This is a genomic window from Mycobacterium sp. P2_H7, from assembly GCF_056403275.1.
The window spans coordinates 129524-146818 of sequence record NZ_JBFUFU010000008.1 but is presented as its reverse complement, the minus strand read 5'-3'; the positions used below and the strand labels follow the sequence as shown (position 1 = coordinate 146818).

General features: G+C 67.2%; 18 protein-coding genes and 1 pseudogene. 11 read left to right on the top strand and 8 right to left on the bottom strand.

Annotation, left to right across the window (positions count from 1 at the left end):
* Positions 1-17 precede the first annotated feature (17 nt).
* Positions 18-659 (top strand): hypothetical protein, encoded by a 642-nt coding sequence (locus AC1DY7_RS12155; RefSeq protein ID WP_477493935.1) that lies wholly within the window; start codon positions 18-20, stop codon positions 657-659.
* Here AC1DY7_RS12155 and AC1DY7_RS12150 read toward each other — a convergent pair.
* Together AC1DY7_RS12150 and AC1DY7_RS12145 are read right to left on the bottom strand one after the other, a co-directional pair.
* Complete coding sequence (locus AC1DY7_RS12150) at positions 656-1225, bottom strand: TetR/AcrR family transcriptional regulator (RefSeq protein ID WP_477493968.1); 570 nt, start codon at positions 1223-1225, stop codon at positions 656-658. The genes AC1DY7_RS12155 and AC1DY7_RS12150 overlap by 4 nt on opposite strands.
* A 29-nt stretch (positions 1226-1254) precedes the next feature.
* Entirely contained in the window at positions 1255-1389 is a 135-nt protein-coding gene (locus AC1DY7_RS12145; protein WP_477493934.1) for a hypothetical protein, read from the bottom strand.
* A gap of 180 nt (positions 1390-1569) precedes the next feature.
* On the opposite strand from AC1DY7_RS12145, the gene AC1DY7_RS12140 reads away from it, so the two are divergent.
* The 7 genes and pseudogenes from AC1DY7_RS12140 (at position 1570) to AC1DY7_RS12110 (ending at position 8090) form a co-directional block, all read left to right on the top strand.
* Positions 1570-2352 (top strand): crotonase/enoyl-CoA hydratase family protein, encoded by a 783-nt coding sequence (locus tag AC1DY7_RS12140; RefSeq protein WP_477493933.1) that lies wholly within the window; start codon positions 1570-1572, stop codon positions 2350-2352.
* 25 nt (positions 2353-2377) lie between these two features.
* Positions 2378-4209: pseudogene (locus AC1DY7_RS12135) on the top strand (acyl-CoA dehydrogenase).
* Positions 4210-4413: 204 nt separating this feature from the next.
* Positions 4414-4716 carry an ESX-1 secretion-associated protein gene (locus AC1DY7_RS12130; RefSeq protein ID WP_477493932.1) on the top strand — a complete coding sequence of 101 codons (303 nt, stop codon included), beginning with the start codon at positions 4414-4416 and terminating at the stop codon, positions 4714-4716.
* Between the two features lie 8 nt (positions 4717-4724).
* A complete protein-coding gene (locus AC1DY7_RS12125) occupies positions 4725-6407 on the top strand; it encodes a TNT domain-containing protein (protein ID WP_477493931.1) in 1683 nt (560 codons plus the stop codon).
* Positions 6404-6883, top strand: a complete 480-nt coding sequence (locus AC1DY7_RS12120) for a hypothetical protein (protein ID WP_477493930.1) — start codon at positions 6404-6406, stop codon at positions 6881-6883. Before AC1DY7_RS12125 ends, AC1DY7_RS12120 begins: the two co-directional genes overlap by 4 nt.
* A 222-nt stretch (positions 6884-7105) precedes the next feature.
* A complete protein-coding gene (locus tag AC1DY7_RS12115; RefSeq protein ID WP_477493929.1) occupies positions 7106-7519 on the top strand; it encodes a hypothetical protein in 414 nt (137 codons plus the stop codon).
* A gap of 40 nt (positions 7520-7559) precedes the next feature.
* The gene (locus AC1DY7_RS12110; protein ID WP_477493928.1) at positions 7560-8090 is read left to right on the top strand and encodes a hypothetical protein; all 531 of its coding nucleotides are present in this window, start codon (positions 7560-7562) and stop codon (positions 8088-8090) included.
* On the opposite strand, the gene AC1DY7_RS12105 is transcribed toward AC1DY7_RS12110, so the two are convergent.
* The 3 genes from AC1DY7_RS12105 to AC1DY7_RS12095 form a co-directional block, all read right to left on the bottom strand.
* Positions 8087-8308, bottom strand: a complete 222-nt coding sequence (locus tag AC1DY7_RS12105; protein WP_477493927.1) for a hypothetical protein — start codon at positions 8306-8308, stop codon at positions 8087-8089. The two genes, AC1DY7_RS12110 and AC1DY7_RS12105, sit on opposite strands and share 4 nt — an antisense overlap.
* Positions 8309-8429: 121 nt before the next feature.
* Complete coding sequence (locus AC1DY7_RS12100) at positions 8430-9902, bottom strand: aldehyde dehydrogenase (RefSeq protein ID WP_477493926.1); 1473 nt, start codon at positions 9900-9902, stop codon at positions 8430-8432.
* Positions 9903-9954: 52 nt separating this feature from the next.
* Positions 9955-10725 carry a class I SAM-dependent methyltransferase gene (locus AC1DY7_RS12095; protein WP_477493925.1) on the bottom strand — a complete coding sequence of 257 codons (771 nt, stop codon included), beginning with the start codon at positions 10723-10725 and terminating at the stop codon, positions 9955-9957.
* Between the two features lie 33 nt (positions 10726-10758).
* Between AC1DY7_RS12095 and AC1DY7_RS12090 the strand changes: the two genes are divergently transcribed.
* The gene (locus AC1DY7_RS12090; RefSeq protein WP_477493924.1) at positions 10759-11922 is read left to right on the top strand and encodes a glycosyltransferase family 4 protein; all 1164 of its coding nucleotides are present in this window, start codon (positions 10759-10761) and stop codon (positions 11920-11922) included.
* A gap of 3 nt (positions 11923-11925) precedes the next feature.
* Here the strand turns inward: AC1DY7_RS12090 and AC1DY7_RS12085 are convergent, their stop codons facing one another.
* From AC1DY7_RS12085 to pgfA, 3 genes are read right to left on the bottom strand one after another with little or no spacing between them, the layout of a single operon-like run.
* Positions 11926-12210, bottom strand: coding sequence for a hypothetical protein (locus tag AC1DY7_RS12085; RefSeq protein WP_477493923.1), 285 nt, complete (start codon positions 12208-12210; stop codon positions 11926-11928).
* Positions 12211-12250: 40 nt separating this feature from the next.
* Positions 12251-13858: an MmpA family trehalose lipid delivery protein gene (locus AC1DY7_RS12080; protein ID WP_477493967.1), complete on the bottom strand. Its 1608-nt coding sequence runs from the start codon at positions 13856-13858 to the stop codon at positions 12251-12253.
* Positions 13859-13878: 20 nt separating this feature from the next.
* Positions 13879-15090, bottom strand: a complete 1212-nt coding sequence (gene pgfA, locus AC1DY7_RS12075; protein WP_477493922.1) for a cell envelope lipid trafficking protein PgfA — start codon at positions 15088-15090, stop codon at positions 13879-13881.
* Positions 15091-15181: 91 nt separating this feature from the next.
* On the opposite strand from pgfA, the gene AC1DY7_RS12070 reads away from it, so the two are divergent.
* Together AC1DY7_RS12070 and AC1DY7_RS12065 are read left to right on the top strand one after the other, a co-directional pair.
* A complete protein-coding gene (locus tag AC1DY7_RS12070; RefSeq protein WP_477493921.1) occupies positions 15182-16345 on the top strand; it encodes an acyltransferase family protein in 1164 nt (387 codons plus the stop codon).
* Positions 16346-16391: 46 nt separating this feature from the next.
* Entirely contained in the window at positions 16392-17288 is an 897-nt protein-coding gene (locus tag AC1DY7_RS12065) for a metal-dependent hydrolase (protein ID WP_477493920.1), read from the top strand.
* Positions 17289-17295 lie beyond the last annotated feature (7 nt).

The window sequence follows — 17295 nt, the reverse complement described above, 5'->3', positions numbered from 1 at the left end:
GTGGCGCAAGCGGAACCGTGAGTGCGGCGTCCTCCGGGGAAAGCGCTGCGTCGACCCCAGGGAAGCACCGCAAGCGCGCGGCGGCGAGTGTCGCAGCCACGGACACGCCCCAGGACTCGACGCCGGCGCAAGCGCAACCGGCCGCCGCTCAGCCCAGCGGATCGGACGCCTCGGACACCGGTGTGGTGGTCAAGGTGGCGTCGGTCGTGGTAACCAAGAAGTCTTCCTCCACAGGTTCGCCCGCGCGGGTGCCGGCCCCCGCTCCCGTCGAGTTGCTGATGCTCGGCGCGTCACGCCGACTGGTCGCCGAGCAACCGGTGGCCAAGAAGCAGGCGACCACGGTCAGCACCGCACTCGCATCCGCGACCACGGCCAAGGTGTCCGCACAGGCGGTCACGGCCACGGCCACCCCTGCCCCCACCGACCCGTTCGCGACGCTGAAAAAGGTTGCGCCGTATCTGAAGTACGTCAAGGCGGCGGTGACGGTGGCGCAGACGGTGGTGAAGAACGCGTTGACCTACGTCACCACCACGCCGCTGAACCTGGGATCGGCCGGTGCGGTCGTCGTGGGCGCGCTGCAGACGTTGGATACCAAACTGGTCACCGTGGCGGACACGGTCAACGTGCTCGTCGCGCTGGCCGACCTGTTGGGTTACTAGCGCCCCGGCACGCCATACACCCGCACGAATTCCCTTGACCTGATCAGGAATTCGAGCTGCTGACCGACCTGGTGCAGGGGCTCGGCGTTGCCGGCCGACCGACACAGCACCACGGCGCCTTCCAGGGACGCGATACACATCACGGCCAGTGATGCGGCATCGGCGGCCTCGAATCCGTCGGTGCGGAAGGTCTGGCTCAGCGCGTCGCGCCAGCGCGCGAAGATCTCGCCGGCCGCCGTGGCGAGGATGGAATCGTCCTCCGTGGTGCTGATGGCTGCCGCCATCACGGGGCAGCCCGCGGTGTAAGCGCTGCCGGCCAGCGCGCGTTCCCAGAAGGCGACGAACTGTCCCACCAGGGCCATGCCACCGCGCTCGGCTGCGGCGTCGATGACCTGGGTGATGGAGTCGCCCGCGTAGTTCAGTGCTTCGGTGAGAAGTTGGCTGCGGCCCTGCGGGAAGTGGTAGTACACCGAACCGCGCGGGGCGCCGCTGCGGGTCAGTACCTCGTCGATGGTGACCCCGGCGGCGCCGCGTTCGCGCAGCACATCGACCGCGGTGACGAGCATTGCGCGCCGCGTCGACCCGCGCTTGCGGGTCAGGCCGCCCGCGACGGACGCCACGACATGTTCAACGGGTTGAGCCGTGCCCGGACCCGGTCGAAGGTATGACGGGGCTCGCCCACCCGGTGCGTGAACCGGTGGCCGGCGACGTTGAGCTCGATGAGCAACATCGGATGCCTCCTATCTATGTCATTAAGCATAAAGCACCAACGTCGGCGCGGCTATTGCCATTTCCGTCAAAACCGCTGGTAGTGGGTTAACAAACGATGAACAAGGTGTCGATTGGTCTCAGCGACAGGCAAGATTATGGTGTCTTGCATAATTTTGATGATCGGCGTTGACTGCTCGGCATGACAACTCTGGACACTGTGTCCCTGGAACGCGACGGACACGTACTGGTGATCGGCCTGAATCGGCCGGAGAAACGCAACGCCTTCAACGTGGCGATGCTCGCGGACCTTTCGCGCGCTTATGCGCTGCTGGAAAGCGACGACACCTTGCGTGCGGGCGTGCTGATCGCCCACGGCGACCACTTCACCGCGGGCTTGGACCTGCTGGATGTCGGGCCGTACATCGCCGAAGGCCGAGATCCGTTCCCCGCCGACGGCCGCGACCCCTGGCGGCTGGACGGTGACTGGACCAAACCGGTGGTCGCCGCCGCGCAAGGGCGGTGCCTGACCCTCGGCATCGAACTGTTGCTGGCGGCCGATATCCGGGTGACCGCCGCGGACACCCGGTTCGCGCAGATGGAGATTCTTCGTGGCATCTTCCCGTTCGGTGGGGCGACGCAGCGGTTTCCGCAGTTGACAGGCTGGGGCAACGCCATGCGATGGCTGCTGACCGGTGACGAGTTCGACGCCGCGGAGGCGCACCGGATCGGGCTGGTGCAGGAGGTAGCCGCCGATACCGTCGCAGCTCAGGCGCGGGCCCGGGAGATCGCGCGCACCATCGCGGAGAACGCGGCCCCGCTGGGGGTGGCGGCCACCCTGCGTTCGGCGCACCTGGCGCGCGCGGGAGGTGACGCCGTCGCCCAGTTGCGACCGGAGGTGGCCCGGTTGTTCGGCACCGCGGATTCGGCCGAGGGATTGCAGTCGTTCGTCGAGCGTCGACCCGCGCAATTCCTCGGGCGGTAGCCGCTCGCGCCGATAGGCTCGCATCATGGGGCACTATCGCAGCAACGTGCGGGATGTCGAGTTCAACCTCTTCGAGGTGTATGAACTCGAAAAGGTCTTGGCCACTGGCGAGTTCGGGGACCTCGACGGCGAGTCGGTGCGGCAGATGCTCGCGGAGGCCGCCCGCCTGGCCGAAGGGCCGCTTGCCGAGGCGTTCGCCGAGACCGACCGGCATCCGCCGACGTTCGACCCCGAGACGCACGTCGTCAGCATTCCCGAACCATTCAAGAAGTCGCTGCGGGCATGGCACGCGGGTGAATGGTTCCGGATCGGTATCGACGAAGGTATCGGTGGCGTCCCCGGGCCGGCGATGCTGTCCTGGGCGGTCAGCGAGTTCGCGCTCGGTGCTCAGCCCGCGGCCTTCATGTACCTTGCCGGACCAGTCCTGGCGAACATCCTCTTCCAACTGGGTAATGATCAGCAGCGCGTATGGGCAACCCAGGCGATCGACCGGAACTGGGGCGCCACCATGGTGCTCACCGAACCCGACGCCGGCTCCGATGTCGGGGCCGGCCGGACCAAGGCCACCGAACAGCCCGATGGCAGCTGGCACCTCGACGGGGTCAAGCGGTTCATCACCAACGGCGATGCCGACGACCTTTTCGAGAACATGCTGCATCTGGTGCTCGCGCGGCCCGAGGGCGCCGGTCCGGGCACCAAAGGTTGTCGCTGTTCGTCGTCCCCAAGTTCTTCCCGGATCCGGCGACCGGTGCACCGGGCGAACGCAACGGGGTGTTCGTCACCGGCTTGGAACACAAGATGGGGCTCAAGGCGTCGGCCACCTGCGAGCTGACGTTCGGTCAGCACGGTGAGCCTGCGGTCGGCTGGCTGGTGGGCGACAGTCACAGCGGTATCGCGCAGATGTTCAAGGTCATCGAATACGCGCGAATGATGGTCGGCACCAAGGCGATCTCCACCTTGTCCACCGGGTATCTGAACGCGCTCGAGTACGCCAAGACTCGTATTCAGGGCGCCGATATGACCGAGATGTCGAACAAGGCGGCGCCGCGGGTGACCATCCTGCATCACCCCGACGTGCGGCGCGCCCTCCTCGTGCAGAAGTCCTACGCCGAAGGTTTGCGGGCCCTGTATCTGTTCACCGCCGCGCATCAGGACCCGGCGGCGGCCGCCATTGTCTCCGGCGCGGATGAGGCGACGGCCGAGCGGGTCAATGACCTGCTGTTGCCGATCGTCAAGGGGGCGGGATCCGAACGGGTCTACCAATGTCTGACCGAGGCGCTCCAGACCTTCGGTGGGTCCGGCTTCCTGCAGGACTACCCGATCGAGCAGTACATCCGCGACGCGAAGATCGACTCGCTGTACGAAGGCACCACCGCCATCCAGGCGCAGGACTTCTTCTTCCGCAAGATCGCCCGTGACCAAGGCGCGGCGCTGTCCCATGTGGTGGGCCGGATCCAGGCCTTCCTGGACCGGGACACCGCCCGGCCCGAACTGGCCGACGGCCGTGCCGCGCTGAGTGCTGCTCTGGCTGATGTCACCGCGATGGTCGCCGCGATGACCAAGTATCTGATTGATTCTCAACAGAATTCGCAGGATCTCTACCGCGTCGGCCTGTCCTCGGTGCCGTTCCTACTGGCCGTCGGTGACCTGTTCATCGGTTGGCTGCTGCTGGAGCAGGCCGAGATCGCACAAGCCGCACTCGACAGCGCCACCGATCGTGATCGCGATTTCTACCTCGGGAAGATCGGGGCGGCGGGCTTCTTCGCCCGCCACGTGCTGCCCCGGCTGGGCTCGGATCGATCGGTCATCGAGGCGATGGGTCTGGCGCCGATGGAACTGCCGGAGGGCGCGTTCTAGGAGACCACCCTGACTTGGATGCTCCAGCGAGATTGCGCTCAGGGTTGTTGATGCGAGGGCATGTAGCCGATTGCACGACCCTCACGGCAATCTCGCTGGAGCACGCAGAAGAGAGTCGACGTGCGCTCCGCTCGATTTTCGTGTCCGGTCCGGGCGAAATCACTACGTAAAATGGCAAAAGATATGAGGGTGGGGTGGGACTCGATGGCTGAGCCGTTGCGTGTTGATCCTGAAGAGTTGGGAATGGCTGCTGGTCAGTTGGAGGGGCAGGCGGGTTCGTTCAGTGCTGATCATGCGGCCGCGCATGTGAAGGCGGCGGGTGTGACGCTGGGTTCGGCCTCCGGTGCCGCGTTGGTGGAGATGTTGTCGGCGTGGGATGGCGAACGGGCGCAGTTCGGGACGGTGTTCGCCTGCCACGCAGATGCTCATCGGGAGGCCGCTGGGCGGTATGTACAGGGTGATTCTGCGGGAGCCGCGACGATCGACGACGCCGCGTCGTCGGTGTAGGTCACCCCGTGGGGTTGACTCTGCAGGAGTTGTTTGACTGGCCGACTGAGATCGGAAACCTCGCGTCGGCGACCCATGATGCGGCGGCGACGCATAACCGGTCGGCTGAGTTTTATCGATCGTTGGCGAGCGCGTCGACGTGGGAAGGAGCCGCGGGCGCGACTGCTCAGCAGGCGATGGTCGCCAGCGCGGGCGACCATGAGGATGCCGCCGATCGGATCGGCAACGCCGCTACCGCTATGGATCATGCGGAGAAGGATTCCGAGGCGCTGGCCGCGGATGTCAAGGCGATCCTGAACGACGCTGCTGCGGCACCGGCTGTGCAGGTGAACACCGCCACCAACCAGGTGATCCCGCCGGATACGTCGTATTTGACGGAGGTGGCGGCGGCGCAGGTTGCGGCGAAGGTCGCGGACTTGCAGAGCCGAATCGCCGCGGTGTTGGCGCGGGGTGCTGCTGTGGATGCGGAGCTGGCGCAGGCAATTTCGTCCGCAACCGGGGTGCCCGCGGCGAAGGTGCCACAGGCGGTCGCCGCACAACCCGCGCGCCCGGCGCCGCCGCAGCCGAATTCGTTGGATGAGGCGTTGGGGCAGCTGGTCGGTGGTTCGGGTCCGTTGCCCGCGCCGCAGCCTCGGCCGACGATGGATCCCGCCGAAGCTGAACGCGCCAAAGCAGCGTTGCGACAGGTGATGGTCAATGATGGTGTGCCGCCTGATCAGATAGAGGCACGCGTCAATGATCTGATGGCCAAAGCCAACCAGCCTCTGCCACCTTCGTATCGGCCGCCGGAGGTCAAGGGTCCGGAGCCGGGATTCGGGGATGGGTTCGCCGATACGTGGTTCGGTACGGAGCAACAGATCAGGAACCTCGTCGGTCAAGGCGGTCCGGGCGAGCCTGGCATAGGAGAGGCCTGGGGTGACCTACTCAAGGGAACAGCCGAGCAGTTCAGCGGTCCGTTCGGTCCCCTGAATCCAGCTGTCAATGAGGTCAAGGCTGCTCTCAATTCACCGAACGCTGCGTACTACCTGGGGCAGAAGTCCGCCGAAGGCGCCATGACAGCGCCGACACTGATGTTCGGCGGCGAAGGGGCCCTGGCGCGAGCAGGGCTCGACCTTCCGGAGGGGGCGCCGAACGACCTGGTCCATCCGCCGCAGGTATCCGATTCGGTTGTTCCGCAAGGCCATACGCCTTCGCTCGGTGCGCCACTCCACCAGGCTCCAGACCTCGTGCCTCAGCCGTTGCCTGCGCACTCTCCGATGTTCGACGGATATCACGCGGTTGACCCGGGCCCTCAGTTCACGCATGCCGACGGCGATCTCATTTATCCTGACGACAGTTTGCCGAGCAGGCCGTACGCCATCGAGGGGACGATCGTTCCTCACGCGGAATTGCCGGCAGGCACCGCGTTGGACAGATTTGGCTACCCTGGCGGCGAATGGCTCTCGCCCGAGGGCACGCCCTTCGCGGAGAGGGCCCTTCCGCCTGCAAGTGCCGGTAAGCCTTACTTCGAATACGTTGTGGCCGATGCTAGTAAACTCCCGCCGGGTTGGCGGATCGAGCAATCCAACGTCGCGCCCTGGTTCAACCAGCCAGGTGGAGGCGTGCAGTATCGGATCGTTGCTCCCGACGGTATCGACGCTTCCGTGACGGAGCTTCTTGAGTCCGGCTATCTGAAAACGAAGGGTGGATGATGGTCGATTTCTCGCGACTAGCCAGTAGTTGGATGGAATCCACTGCCCGAGCGGGGATGCAACATCCAGTTGTAACGACCGACTATCCCGATTGCGAAGCGTCGTTCGCTACCAGTGATGAGGCGTACCACGTCCGGCGAGACAAAGAGTGGTGGCTTGTCGATCGCGTCAACGACCGCGGAAAGCGGTACAACAACACTGCGCAGCTCTCGACTTTCGACCTTCTGGAAAAGTACTTGGTTTGGACTTGGGCATCTTCGGCGCGTCAGGACCTTGCTTCGGGACGCCTCGGCGCTGATCTCTACGCGCTCGGTTACTCGCCCGAGGTCTCCGTGAGCGAGGCCAGAGAAGGTTTCGCAAAAATAAGCTCGGCGGCGGGTTCAGCGATCTTATCCGTTGTGAAAGCTACGATTTTCAGCCATCTGATGGCGGCATCCGTCGACGAGCTTCAAAAGACCATCAACGAAACTTCTTGATCATTCCCGGAGGACGATGAACCCATTGTCTAGCCGTGAGCCCCTCGACTTTGAGGTCCACCTGCTACGGCTCCTTATTGGTCAGATCCAGTTCTCCTAAGCACGAGATGCACAAATTCAACTGGGAGGGAACCAAATACAGAGGGAAGATCAACTGGGGTCTGTTCCTGTTTGCGTCGAAGTTGTGGACTTGATCATCGGCAACACGAGTGAGAGGCGGCCATGAAGAAGCTGTTGGAGTTCTACCTTGCGAACTTCGACTTCCTCTATTCCGACCCCGGGTACCGGATTACCGATTCTCGGACGGGCAGCGTGGCGAACGCCGGGATGACGGTGACCGGACCGGTGCTCGAGTGGACGTTGGCGATCGACCGCGGTCAGTTCAGCGTGATGGTCGGGCCGTCCCACAAGTCGGAAGGGGCAGAAGCCTTCTGGATCTCGTTGCTGCGGCAATACGTCGAGAATCACGCGAACATCGAATTTCTCCCGGCAGTCAAAGAGGTGCGGTGGGCCCGCGAGAACCTCGACCGCGTCGTGCGGTTGTTCGACGATCCCTACTCCGCTCGAAAGGCGTGCGATGACCTTCGAGCGCTGCGCCGGGCCTATGGCTTGAAGGAGTGGGGGCTGGGTTGCTGATCGAGGACCAGCCGCAATAGTGGTCGACTAAAGTCACCTCATGTTGTTCCGCACGGGCGCGACCGCGGTGCTCGCAGCCGCGACGCTGGTCACGTCGTGTGCGCACGAGAACACCGCAGCACCAACAACTTCCGCGACGTCCACGACTGCTAACATCCTGCCCGGCGTGCCGGCGTTCCTGCCGCAGCCGGGCGCCACCCGGGGGCAGCTCGACATGATCGGCTACCTGACGGCGCCGGGCCCGGACGGAACCACCGTCGCCACGGTGTACTTCCATGCGCCGTCGGTCGCTTCGCAGATTCCGCCGGGAATGACCGGCCCCCCGCCGTGCGATATCGCCCCCCGTGTCACGGGCGCGGACACCGACCACGTCACCGTCGACATCGATCTCACGTTCTCGGCTGGATCGACCGCCGCCAACCGGATCATGGCCGACTGCTGGCCCGGCGAGGCGCACAACCCGGTCATGCGCTCCTATGTGGTGGGTCCGGTGCCGGCCACGGCCAAGCTGTTCACCGGTAAACCGGCACCGGACACCCCACTTCCGAAGCTGACCGAACCGCCGCGTTAGCCCGCGCTCTCCAGCGCGGCCAGGGCTGCGGCGACGGCGAAGAACTTGTTGCTGCCCAGCTGCCGCACCGTCTTGATGCCGAAGGCGTCCTCGAGGTGCTTGGCGTCCGCGTCGGTCACACCGGCCAGCGCCGCGGGCGACGCATCCAGGATCTCCTTGACCGACTTGTCTTCGTACGCCTTGTCCAGCGACTTCGCCAGATCCACCGAAACTGCCACGTTGCCTCCTCGTTGTTGGGGGCGTCACGTTAACCGACGAGCCTGAATGCCAGCTGTCCGCACGGAAAAGGCCTGCCCCGGATCTGGTCCGGGCGCAGGCCTTTTCGTCGTCTATCGGGTTTTACTCAGGGGTGTAGCCGAACGGCAGCAGCACGCTCTTGGACTCGCAGTAGCCTCCGATGCCCTCGGGCCCACATTCGCGGCCGATGCCGGAGTTCTTGTACCCGCCGAACGGTGCGCCCGGATCGAATGCGTACATGTTCACGCCGTACGTGCCGGTGCGGATCTGCGAGGCGATCTCGATGGCCTTGGGGTAGTCGGTGGTGTACACCGAACCGGCCAATCCGTACACCGAGTCGTTGGCGATACGCACGGCGTCGGCCTCGTCGTCGAACGGGATGATGACGAGCACCGGCCCGAAGATCTCCTCCTGGGCGATGGTCATCGAGTTGTCGACATCGGCGAACACCGTCGGCTGCACGAACCAGCCGCCGTCCAAGCCCTCGGGCCGGCCACCGCCGGCGACGATGCGAGCGCCCTCTTCGACGCCCTTCTTGATGTAGCCCTCGACTCGCTCGCGCTGCTTCTCGCTGATCAGCGGACCGATCATGGAAGCCGGATCGTCGGGCAGACCGCACTGCATGGCGCCGGCGGCGGCACCGACCTTCTCGACGACCTCGTCGTAACGCGACCGCGGCGCCAGGATGCGGGTCTGGCCGACACAGGCCTGCCCGGCGTTCATCAGGCCGGAGAAGATCAGCATCGGCAGGGTGGAATCCAGGTCGGCATCCTCGAGGATGATCGCCGCGGACTTACCGCCCAGTTCCAGCGTGCACGGCTTGAGCTTCTCGGCGGCGATCTTGCCGATCTCCTTGCCGACCGCGCTGGAGCCCGTGAAGGTGAACTTGTCCAGTGCCGGGTTGTCGGTCAGCGCGCGGCCGGTGTCCGGTCCACCGGGAACCACGGACAGCACACCCTCGGGCAGGCCGGCCTCGGCGAACATGTCCGCCATCAGGTTGGTGGTCAGCGGGGTCTCGCGGGCCGGCTTGAGCACGATCGTGCAGCCGGCCAGCAGGGCGGGGCCCAGCTTGTTGGCGGCCAGGAAGAACGGCACGTTCCAGGCCACGACGGCGCCGACGACCCCGACCGGCTCCCGCAGCACCAGGGTCTGGCCGTACAGGCCGTCGCGGATGTCCTTCCACGCGAACTTGTCGGCGGCCGTGGCGTAGAAGTTCAGCGTCGACATCGCGGCGCCGTACTGCATCATGTCGACGATGGTCGGCGGCTGGCCGGTCTCCAGCGCGAGCAGCGCCTTGAACTCGTCGGCGCGTGCCTCGATCAGTGCGGTCGCCTTGGCCACCACGGCCTCGCGTTCTTTCGGCGACATCCGCGGCCACGGGCCCTCGTCGAAGGCCTTGCGCGCGGCGGCGCAGGCGGCGTCGACGTCGGCCTTGGCGGCCAGCGGAACCTGCCCGACCTTCTCGCCGGTCGCGGGGGAGAAGACCTCGATGACCTCGCTGGTCGACGGATCGGCCCACTCGCCGCCGATGAACAGCTTGTCCCACGTCGTTTTCAAAGCCGTGCTCTGTGTCATAAGCGTCACATTACCCAGTTCTGGTCGAAACGAGAACACGTTGCAATTGGCGCTAGCCGGACGGTCGCAACACCAGCACCAGATTGCTCACGGTGAATTCCCGCCAGCCCGGAATCGCCGTCATCCACCAGGCCCATCGCGGGTGGTACCGGGGATATGCGGCGACCATCGCACCGGTCGACCGCGCCCAGCGCAGCCCGTCGGCGACGGACACCGCGAACAACGACGAGCCGTAGTCGTTCTTCGGTCGGTGCCCGTGTCTGCGGGTGTAGCGCTGGGCCGCGCGCGCACCGCCCAGGTAGTGCGTCAGCCCCATCTCGTGCCCGCCGAACGGGCCCAGCCACACCGTGTACGACAGCACCACCAGCCCACCGGGCCGGGTCACCCGCAACATCTCGTTGCCCAGCCGCCACGGGTGCGCGACGTGCTCGGCCACATTCGACGACAGGCAGATGTCGACGCTGTCATCGGCGAAGGGCAGGGCCAACCCGGACGCACGGACGAACATGCCCGCACCGGGCGCCGCCGCGGGGCCCGCGTGCATTTCTTTCGGGTCCGGCTCCACGCCGATATAGGTCATCCCGGCAGCGTCGAAGGCCGCCGAGAAGTACCCCGGGCCGCCGCCGACGTCGAGCACCGTCGCACCGCCCGGCGCCGAGGAGGKGGCGCCGGTCCACAGGTCGGCGACCATGGCCGCCGTGTCGTCGGCCAGCGCGCCGTAGAAGCGGGCCGGATCGCTCTGCTCGAAGCGGAAGGCGCCCAGTAACCGGGCCGACCGCCGCAACGTCGCGCGTGGGGCCAGCAGGCTCAGGGCAGACGGCACCTGCTCAAACTACTCACCGGTACTCTCGACACGATGTCCGTCCGCCGTTCCGTCCGCTCAGTGCTGCTGTTGTGCTGGCGTGACACGGGGCACCCGCAGGGCGGCGGCAGCGAGGCGTATCTGCAGCGCATCGGCACCCGGTTGGCGGCGGACGGGGTCGACGTCACGCTGCGCACCGCGCGCTATCCGGGCGCGCCGCGCCGCGAAGTGCTCGACGGCGTCACCGTCAGCCGCGGCGGCGGCCCCTATTCGGTGTACGTCTGGGCCGGCCTGGTCATGGTGCTGGCCCGGTTGGGCCTCGGTCCGCTGCGCCGGTCCCGGCCCGACGTCGTCATCGACACCCAGAACGGCATCCCATTCCTGGCCCGGCTCGCGTTCGGTCGGCGCTCGATGGTGCTGGTGCATCACTGTCACCGTGAGCAGTGGCCGGTGGCCGGCCGTCGCACCGGGAGGTTCGGCTGGTTCGTGGAGTCGCGGCTCTCGCCCCGGCTGCACCGGCGCAACCAGTACGTGACGGTGTCGCTGCCCTCGGCGCGCGATCTGATGGAACTCGGTGTGGGTAAGCACCGGATCGCCGTGGTGCGCAACGGTCTTGATGCGGCGCCCGGGCGAACGCTCGAGCAACCCCGGTCGGTGACGCCGCGGGTGGCGGTGTTGTCGCGGTTGGTGCCGCACAAGCAGATCGAAGATGCGCTGGACGCCGTCGCGGCGCTGCGCCCCCAGTTGCCTGACCTTCATCTCGATATCGTCGGCGGCGGCTGGTGGGAGGACCGGCTGGTCGCCCACGCCGCCCGGATCGGCATCGCCGACGCGGTGACGTTCCACGGGCACGTCGGTGATGACCTCAAACATCAAGTGATCCAACGAAGTTGGGTACACCTGATGCCATCGCGCAAGGAAGGCTGGGGGCTTGCCGTCATCGAGGCCGCCCAACACGGCGTCCCGACCATCGGCTACCGGTCCTCGGGCGGGCTGACCGACTCGATCGTCGACGGCGTCACCGGTCTGCTGGTCGACGGCCCCGCCGAACTCGCCGACGGCATGGCGCGCCTGCTGACCGATCCGGTCCTGCGGATCGAACTCGGCGCGAAGGCGCAGGCGCGCAGCGCCGAATTCTCTTGGCAGCAGAGCGCCGACGCCATGCGCGTCGTGCTGGAGTCCGTGCACGCCGGCCGATACGTCAGCGGCGTGGTGTAGCCGCTATTTCGGCGAGTTACCGGGCAGGTTGCCGGGCGCGGCGGTCTGCGGCCCAGGCGCTTTCACCGTCGGCGAGAACTTGTTGCCGCCGGTCGGGCTGATGCTCTTCTCGGTGGGCTCCGTGGGTGCCGTGCTCGTCGCCGGTGCGGTCGTGGTGCTGGTCGTCGTGGTGCTGGTGCTCGGCGCTTCCTTCTCACTGTTGGAGCAGGCGACGGATCCCGCCGCCAGCGAGGCGAAGACGAGCAGGCCGGCGGTGCGGCGCAGCCAGGGCGAAGTAACGGCGTTCATGTGGAGCTCCTGTAGTCGTGCGGTGTATCGCGTTTGAACCTTAATGGCTAGGAACGCCGCGCGTCGGGTCAAAGCATCCCGGCCGCCGCCGGCGCGACAGCGCGAGCACCCCGGCGCCCACCAGCGTCCCCAGCCAGACCAGATGTGCGGCGATCAGGACGCCACGCCCGGTGGCTCCGGGCGCAGACCCGCCGATCCGGTACAGCGTCAGCTCATCGTCCCGGTAGGCGACCGGAAGATCCATTGCGGGCGAGCCTGATTCGGCCACCACCCACCCCACACCGGCGTCGGCCAGCCGATCCCGCGAGGCGCCGTCGAGGAGCAGTGCCGTCACCTCGCGGCCCCGGGTGCCTTCCCCGGGCACCGTCTTGCCGCCGATCAGCAGGTCGCCGCTGGACCAGACGTCGGCGGAAACCCACCGGGGCAACGGATCGAGCACCGGCGCCGGTCCGGCCCAGGCGAACTGCCGCATGCTGTCGCCGGGCAACACCGCGACCGGGCGGGGATCAGCGTTGATCATCGCCGCCACCGCCGTCCACCCCGGCGGGTAATGGACCGCGCGCATCTGCCCGCCCACCCCCCACGCCAGATCGGGCAGCACCGCGATCAGCGCGGCGCCGCAGACGACGGCCACCGCGCGGCCGTGACGCGCCACACCCGCGGCAGCCAGGACGTAACCGGGCAGCGCCAGCGCCACCCATTTCTGGCCGTCGCGCAGCACGCCCAGTCCGGGCACCGTGCGGACCACCGTCTCCAGCAACGCCAGTCCGGGCCCGGTCGCCAGCAATGCGGGCAGCAGCACGGCCACCAGTGCCAGCACCAGGAGGGGCCGCGCCTCGCGCACCCGCAACACCGCGGGCAGCCCGACGGCCACCACCGCGACCAACACGACCGTCGCAAAGAGAGCGAAAAGGCTTGTCCGCGAACCGGGTACCGCTTGCCCGTTCCAGATGCCCGCGAGCCCGGCCAGGCTGCCCAACGTCCCGAGGCCCGGCTCGGCCCGGGCCGCGAACGCCGGTACGCCCCCGCTCGCGGTGCCCGATAGCGACTCGGCCAGCGCCGACGCCGTCAGCCAGGGCAATGCGGCGGCGGCCGACGCGGCGATCACCAATCCGGCGGGGCGCCAACCCCGCACGCACACCAGCGCCACGATGGCCGCAAGCAGCAGTCCTGTCGGTGTCAGGCCCGCGACCGCGATCCAGAACACCAGCGCCGGCCAGTTGGCCCGGAACACGGCCGCGGCCACCCACGGCAGACACCCGTAACCGACCAGCAGGCTCCAGTGCCCCTGCAACAACCGTTCGGCGACATAGGGATTCCAGATCGCCAGGGTCACCGCCACGCACTGGCCCGCCATCCCGGTGTCGGGCAGCACCACCGCGACCAGACGCGCCGCGCCCCAGCCGGCCAGCCACAGACCGGCCACCAGTAATACCTTGACCACGACGCCGCCGTCGACGACGGGCGACACCGCAGCCAGGAGGAAGTCCTGAGGCAGCGCCCGCGGCGCCGCTTCGGTCAGGCCCAGGGCGGCGTCAGACAGATACGACCGCGGCGTGGACACCGCATCGCGCAGCAACAGGTAGCCGGGCCCCAGCAGGGGGCCGGTCACCAAAAGAGATAGCGCCAGCGCGTACGCCGGCGCTATCCAAGTTCTGGAAGGGCGAATCAGACCGGTCGGTCCGGCGGCAGATCGGTCGGACGCCGGGTCGGTATCTTCTCGGTCTGCGCTTCCGCCGCCGGCATCGGGCCGGACTCGTCGTCACGACGACTGAAGAACCCCCGATCCGAGCCGTCCAAGCCGGGATCGATGAGCGCGGATTCGGCGCGCAGTCCGAAGGATCCCAGCAGCACGCCGCCCACCAGCGTCACCAGGCCCAGGCCCGCGAACGTGATCGGCAGGATCCGGCTCCACAATGCGAGATTGTCGGCCTCGTCGCGTGCGGCGGACACCTGCGCCTCGACGGACTCCTCGGTCGAGGTGACCGTGAAGTCGGCGAACGTGACCTCCGGCTTGAGGGCCTCGCGTGCGTAGTAGTGATACGCGTGGTCCTTGGACTTGACGATCGTGCCGCTCACCGGATCGACCCAGAAGGTCCGCTGCGCCGCGTAGTAGCGGGTCATGGTGACGGGCAGGTACGGATCCTCGGACTCCACGCCCCACTGCTGCGCGAGCGCGGTCACGGTGCTGTCGATGTCGTTGTCGTACAGCGACGCGTACTTGATCGGCTCGGCGAGCTTCCCGTCGGCGTCGTAGCCGACGTTCTGGGTGAACCGGTAGGCCGTCAGTCCGTTGATGTCCTCTTCGCCGTCGTAGTTGGCGTCGAAGGCCTTCTGCGCGATCGCATCGAAGAACGGATAGGTCTTCTTCTCAGTGTTGAACGGGAACCGGTAGGCCAGACCCTCGTGCGGCAGCGCGATGTTGGTCGGCGGGTTGTCCTCTTCGATGGTGCGCGGCTTCTGCACGGCACCGCCGGGGTTGGTGTCGGTGGACACCGCCTCAGCGGTGGTCCGGCTCAGCGTCACCGTGTCGACCATCGCCAGCAGCAGGCCGTTGTCCTGCTGCTTGTCGGTGCGGCGCAGCGAAGTGCCGGCCTGCAGGGTGACGACGTCGGCGTTGGCCGGTGCCTCCACGCTGAGCTGCTGCTGCTGCGCCACCGGGACGTTCTTGTTGATGACGAAGCGATCCGGCTTGGACAGCGATGCCGGGTCCAGTACGGTCCCGGTGCCTTCGCTGATCAGGTCGGCTTCAAGATCCAGCGGGATCTTGGCGATCTTGCCCTTGGTGTACGTGGACAACAGCAACGCGGCGATGAGCAAGGCAGCGCCGAGCCCCATCAGTCCGCACGCTGCGATTCGCAGGGCCACTGCGCGGTTCAACCCGTGCTCCCTTCGGTCGAAGCTGACCCTAACAGCACACCGTAAGGCCGATGTTTATGACAACTCCCTCTAGCGCGGCACACTGGTCGCCATGAGCTCTTCCGAGACCGGCGGGACGCGAAACTTCCTGCCCGCCGTCGAGGGGATGCGGGCCTGCGCGGCCATCGGTGTGGTCGTCACCCACGTGGCGTTCCAGACCGGACACACCGGCGGGGTGTCCGGGCGGTTGCTCGGCCGCTTCGATCTCGCGGTCGCCGTCTTCTTCGCGCTCTCGGGTTTCCTGCTGTGGCGCGGTCACGCCGCGGCCGCGCGGGGGCTACGGCGACGCCCTCCGACCGGGCATTACCTGCGGTCCCGACTGGTGCGCATCATGCCCGGTTACCTGGTGGCCGTCATCGTCGTGCTCACACTGCTGCCCGACGCCCAGGCGAGCTTCACGGTCTGGCTGGCCAACCTGACGCTCACCCAGATCTATGTGCCGCTGACGCTGACCGCCGGCCTCACCCAGATGTGGAGCCTCTCGGTGGAGGTCAGTTTCTACCTGGCGCTGCCGCTGCTCGCGTTGTTGGCGCGCAGACTGCCGGTGCGGGCCCGGATCCCGGCGATCGTCGGGATGGCCGTCGCAAGTTTGGCCTGGGGCCTCCTGCCGCTGCACCCGCCGGCCGGGGTCAACCCGCTGAACTGGCCGCCGGCTTTCTTCTCCTGGTTCGCGGCGGGCATGTTGCTCGCCGAACTCACCGTCGGACCGGTCGGGTTGCCGCACCGGTTGGCCCGCAACCGGCTGCTGATGGCGGCGGTCGCGGCGGTGGCGTTCGTGGTGGCGGCGTCGCCGCTGGCCGGCCCGGAAGGGCTGACCCCGGGCACCGTGGGCCAGTTCGTGGTGAAGGTGACGATGGGCGCGGTGGTGGCCGGGGCGCTGCTGGCGCCGCTGGTGCTGGACCGGCCCGACACCTCGCACCGGCTGCTGGGCAGTGCAGCGATGGTGACGCTGGGCCGCTGGTCCTACGGGCTGTTCGTCTGGCACCTCGCGGCGCTGGCGATGGTGTTCCCCATCATCGGGCAGTTCCCGTTCAGCGGGCACATGCCGACGGTGCTGGTGCTCACCGTGGTCTTCGGGTTCGCGATCGCGGCGGTCAGTTATGCGCTGATCGAGTCGCCGTGCCGCAACGCGCTGCGCCGCTGGGAGTACCGGCATGCACCGCCGCCGCTGGACAGCTCCGTCACGGACGCAGTGGAACCGGCTGTGGCGCGGTAGCGGCCAGGGATCGACTTTATCCGGTACCGCAGGTACCGTCATGCCGATGGAGCTGTTGGACACCGACACCCCGGACGGCGCTGCCATCGCCTTGCACGCCCGTCCGGTGCAGTTCGATCTGAGCGCCGTACCTGCGCACTACGTGTACGGATATCCCGTCGCCACCCACCTGTACAACGGCTTGAGCCTGCTGCTGCCCGCCGGTGAGGAATGGTTCATCACCGTCCTCAAGGAGGCCCTGCCGCACATCCAGGACGAGAGGCTGCGCGAGGACGTCATCGGCTTCATGGGCCAGGAGTCCATGCACGCCAGCGCCCATGTGGGCCTCAATGACTACCTCACCCGGCACGGGATCGATCCGACACCGATGGTCGAGCGGGCCAACTGGGTGTTCGGTCATCTGCTCGGGCCCCGCCAGACCACCGGCGAAGAGGCGCACAACTATCTCGTCGAACGGCTCGCCGTCATCGCCGCACTGGAACACATCTTCGCGTTCCTCGGCGACTGGGTGCTCAACGCCGAGCGCCTCAACGAGACCACGGTCAACCACGTCGTGCTGGACCTGCTGCGCTGGCACGGTGCCGAAGAAGTCGAGCACCGGATGGTCTCCCACGACGTGCTGCACTACTTCGACGGCAGCTATTTCCGGCGGGCCCGGGCCCAGGTGGTGGTCGCACCGATCCTGCTGTACCTGATCTGGCAGGGCATCCGGTACCTGATGCGCGTCGACCCCAACGTGGCGCTGTCCCGACGGCAGCGGAAGGTCGTGTGGCGCAAGCTGTTCCGCTCTGCCCGCCACGGCGTGACACCGCCCATTCGGCACCTGGTGATCCGCGCCATGCAGTATTACTCACCGTGGTATCACCCCGGTGACGTCGGCGACACCGCGCAGGCGGTGGCCTATCTGGCGTCCTCGCCGGCCACCCGGCCCGCCGCGCAGTGAAGCACGT

What these genes read in the sequence shown, in the direction of transcription:
- AC1DY7_RS12065 (WP_477493920.1), top strand. Translation starts at nt 16,392, where the DNA reads ATGGAGCTGTTGGACACCGACACCCCGGACGGCGCTGCCATCGCCTTG.
- AC1DY7_RS12145 (WP_477493934.1), bottom strand. Translation starts at nt 1,389, where the DNA reads ATGTTGCTCATCGAGCTCAACGTCGCCGGCCACCGGTTCACGCACCGG.
- AC1DY7_RS12100 (WP_477493926.1), bottom strand. Translation starts at nt 9,902, where the DNA reads ATGACACAGAGCACGGCTTTGAAAACGACGTGGGACAAGCTGTTCATC.
- AC1DY7_RS12085 (WP_477493923.1), bottom strand. Translation starts at nt 12,210, where the DNA reads ATGAACGCCGTTACTTCGCCCTGGCTGCGCCGCACCGCCGGCCTGCTC.
- AC1DY7_RS12130 (WP_477493932.1), top strand. Translation starts at nt 4,414, where the DNA reads ATGGCTGAGCCGTTGCGTGTTGATCCTGAAGAGTTGGGAATGGCTGCT.
- AC1DY7_RS12115 (WP_477493929.1), top strand. Translation starts at nt 7,106, where the DNA reads ATGAAGAAGCTGTTGGAGTTCTACCTTGCGAACTTCGACTTCCTCTAT.
- AC1DY7_RS12120 (WP_477493930.1), top strand. Translation starts at nt 6,404, where the DNA reads ATGATGGTCGATTTCTCGCGACTAGCCAGTAGTTGGATGGAATCCACT.
- AC1DY7_RS12140 (WP_477493933.1), top strand. Translation starts at nt 1,570, where the DNA reads ATGACAACTCTGGACACTGTGTCCCTGGAACGCGACGGACACGTACTG.
- AC1DY7_RS12110 (WP_477493928.1), top strand. Translation starts at nt 7,560, where the DNA reads ATGTTGTTCCGCACGGGCGCGACCGCGGTGCTCGCAGCCGCGACGCTG.
- AC1DY7_RS12150 (WP_477493968.1), bottom strand. Translation starts at nt 1,225, where the DNA reads ATGCTCGTCACCGCGGTCGATGTGCTGCGCGAACGCGGCGCCGCCGGG.
- AC1DY7_RS12070 (WP_477493921.1), top strand. Translation starts at nt 15,182, where the DNA reads ATGAGCTCTTCCGAGACCGGCGGGACGCGAAACTTCCTGCCCGCCGTC.
- AC1DY7_RS12090 (WP_477493924.1), top strand. Translation starts at nt 10,759, where the DNA reads ATGTCCGTCCGCCGTTCCGTCCGCTCAGTGCTGCTGTTGTGCTGGCGT.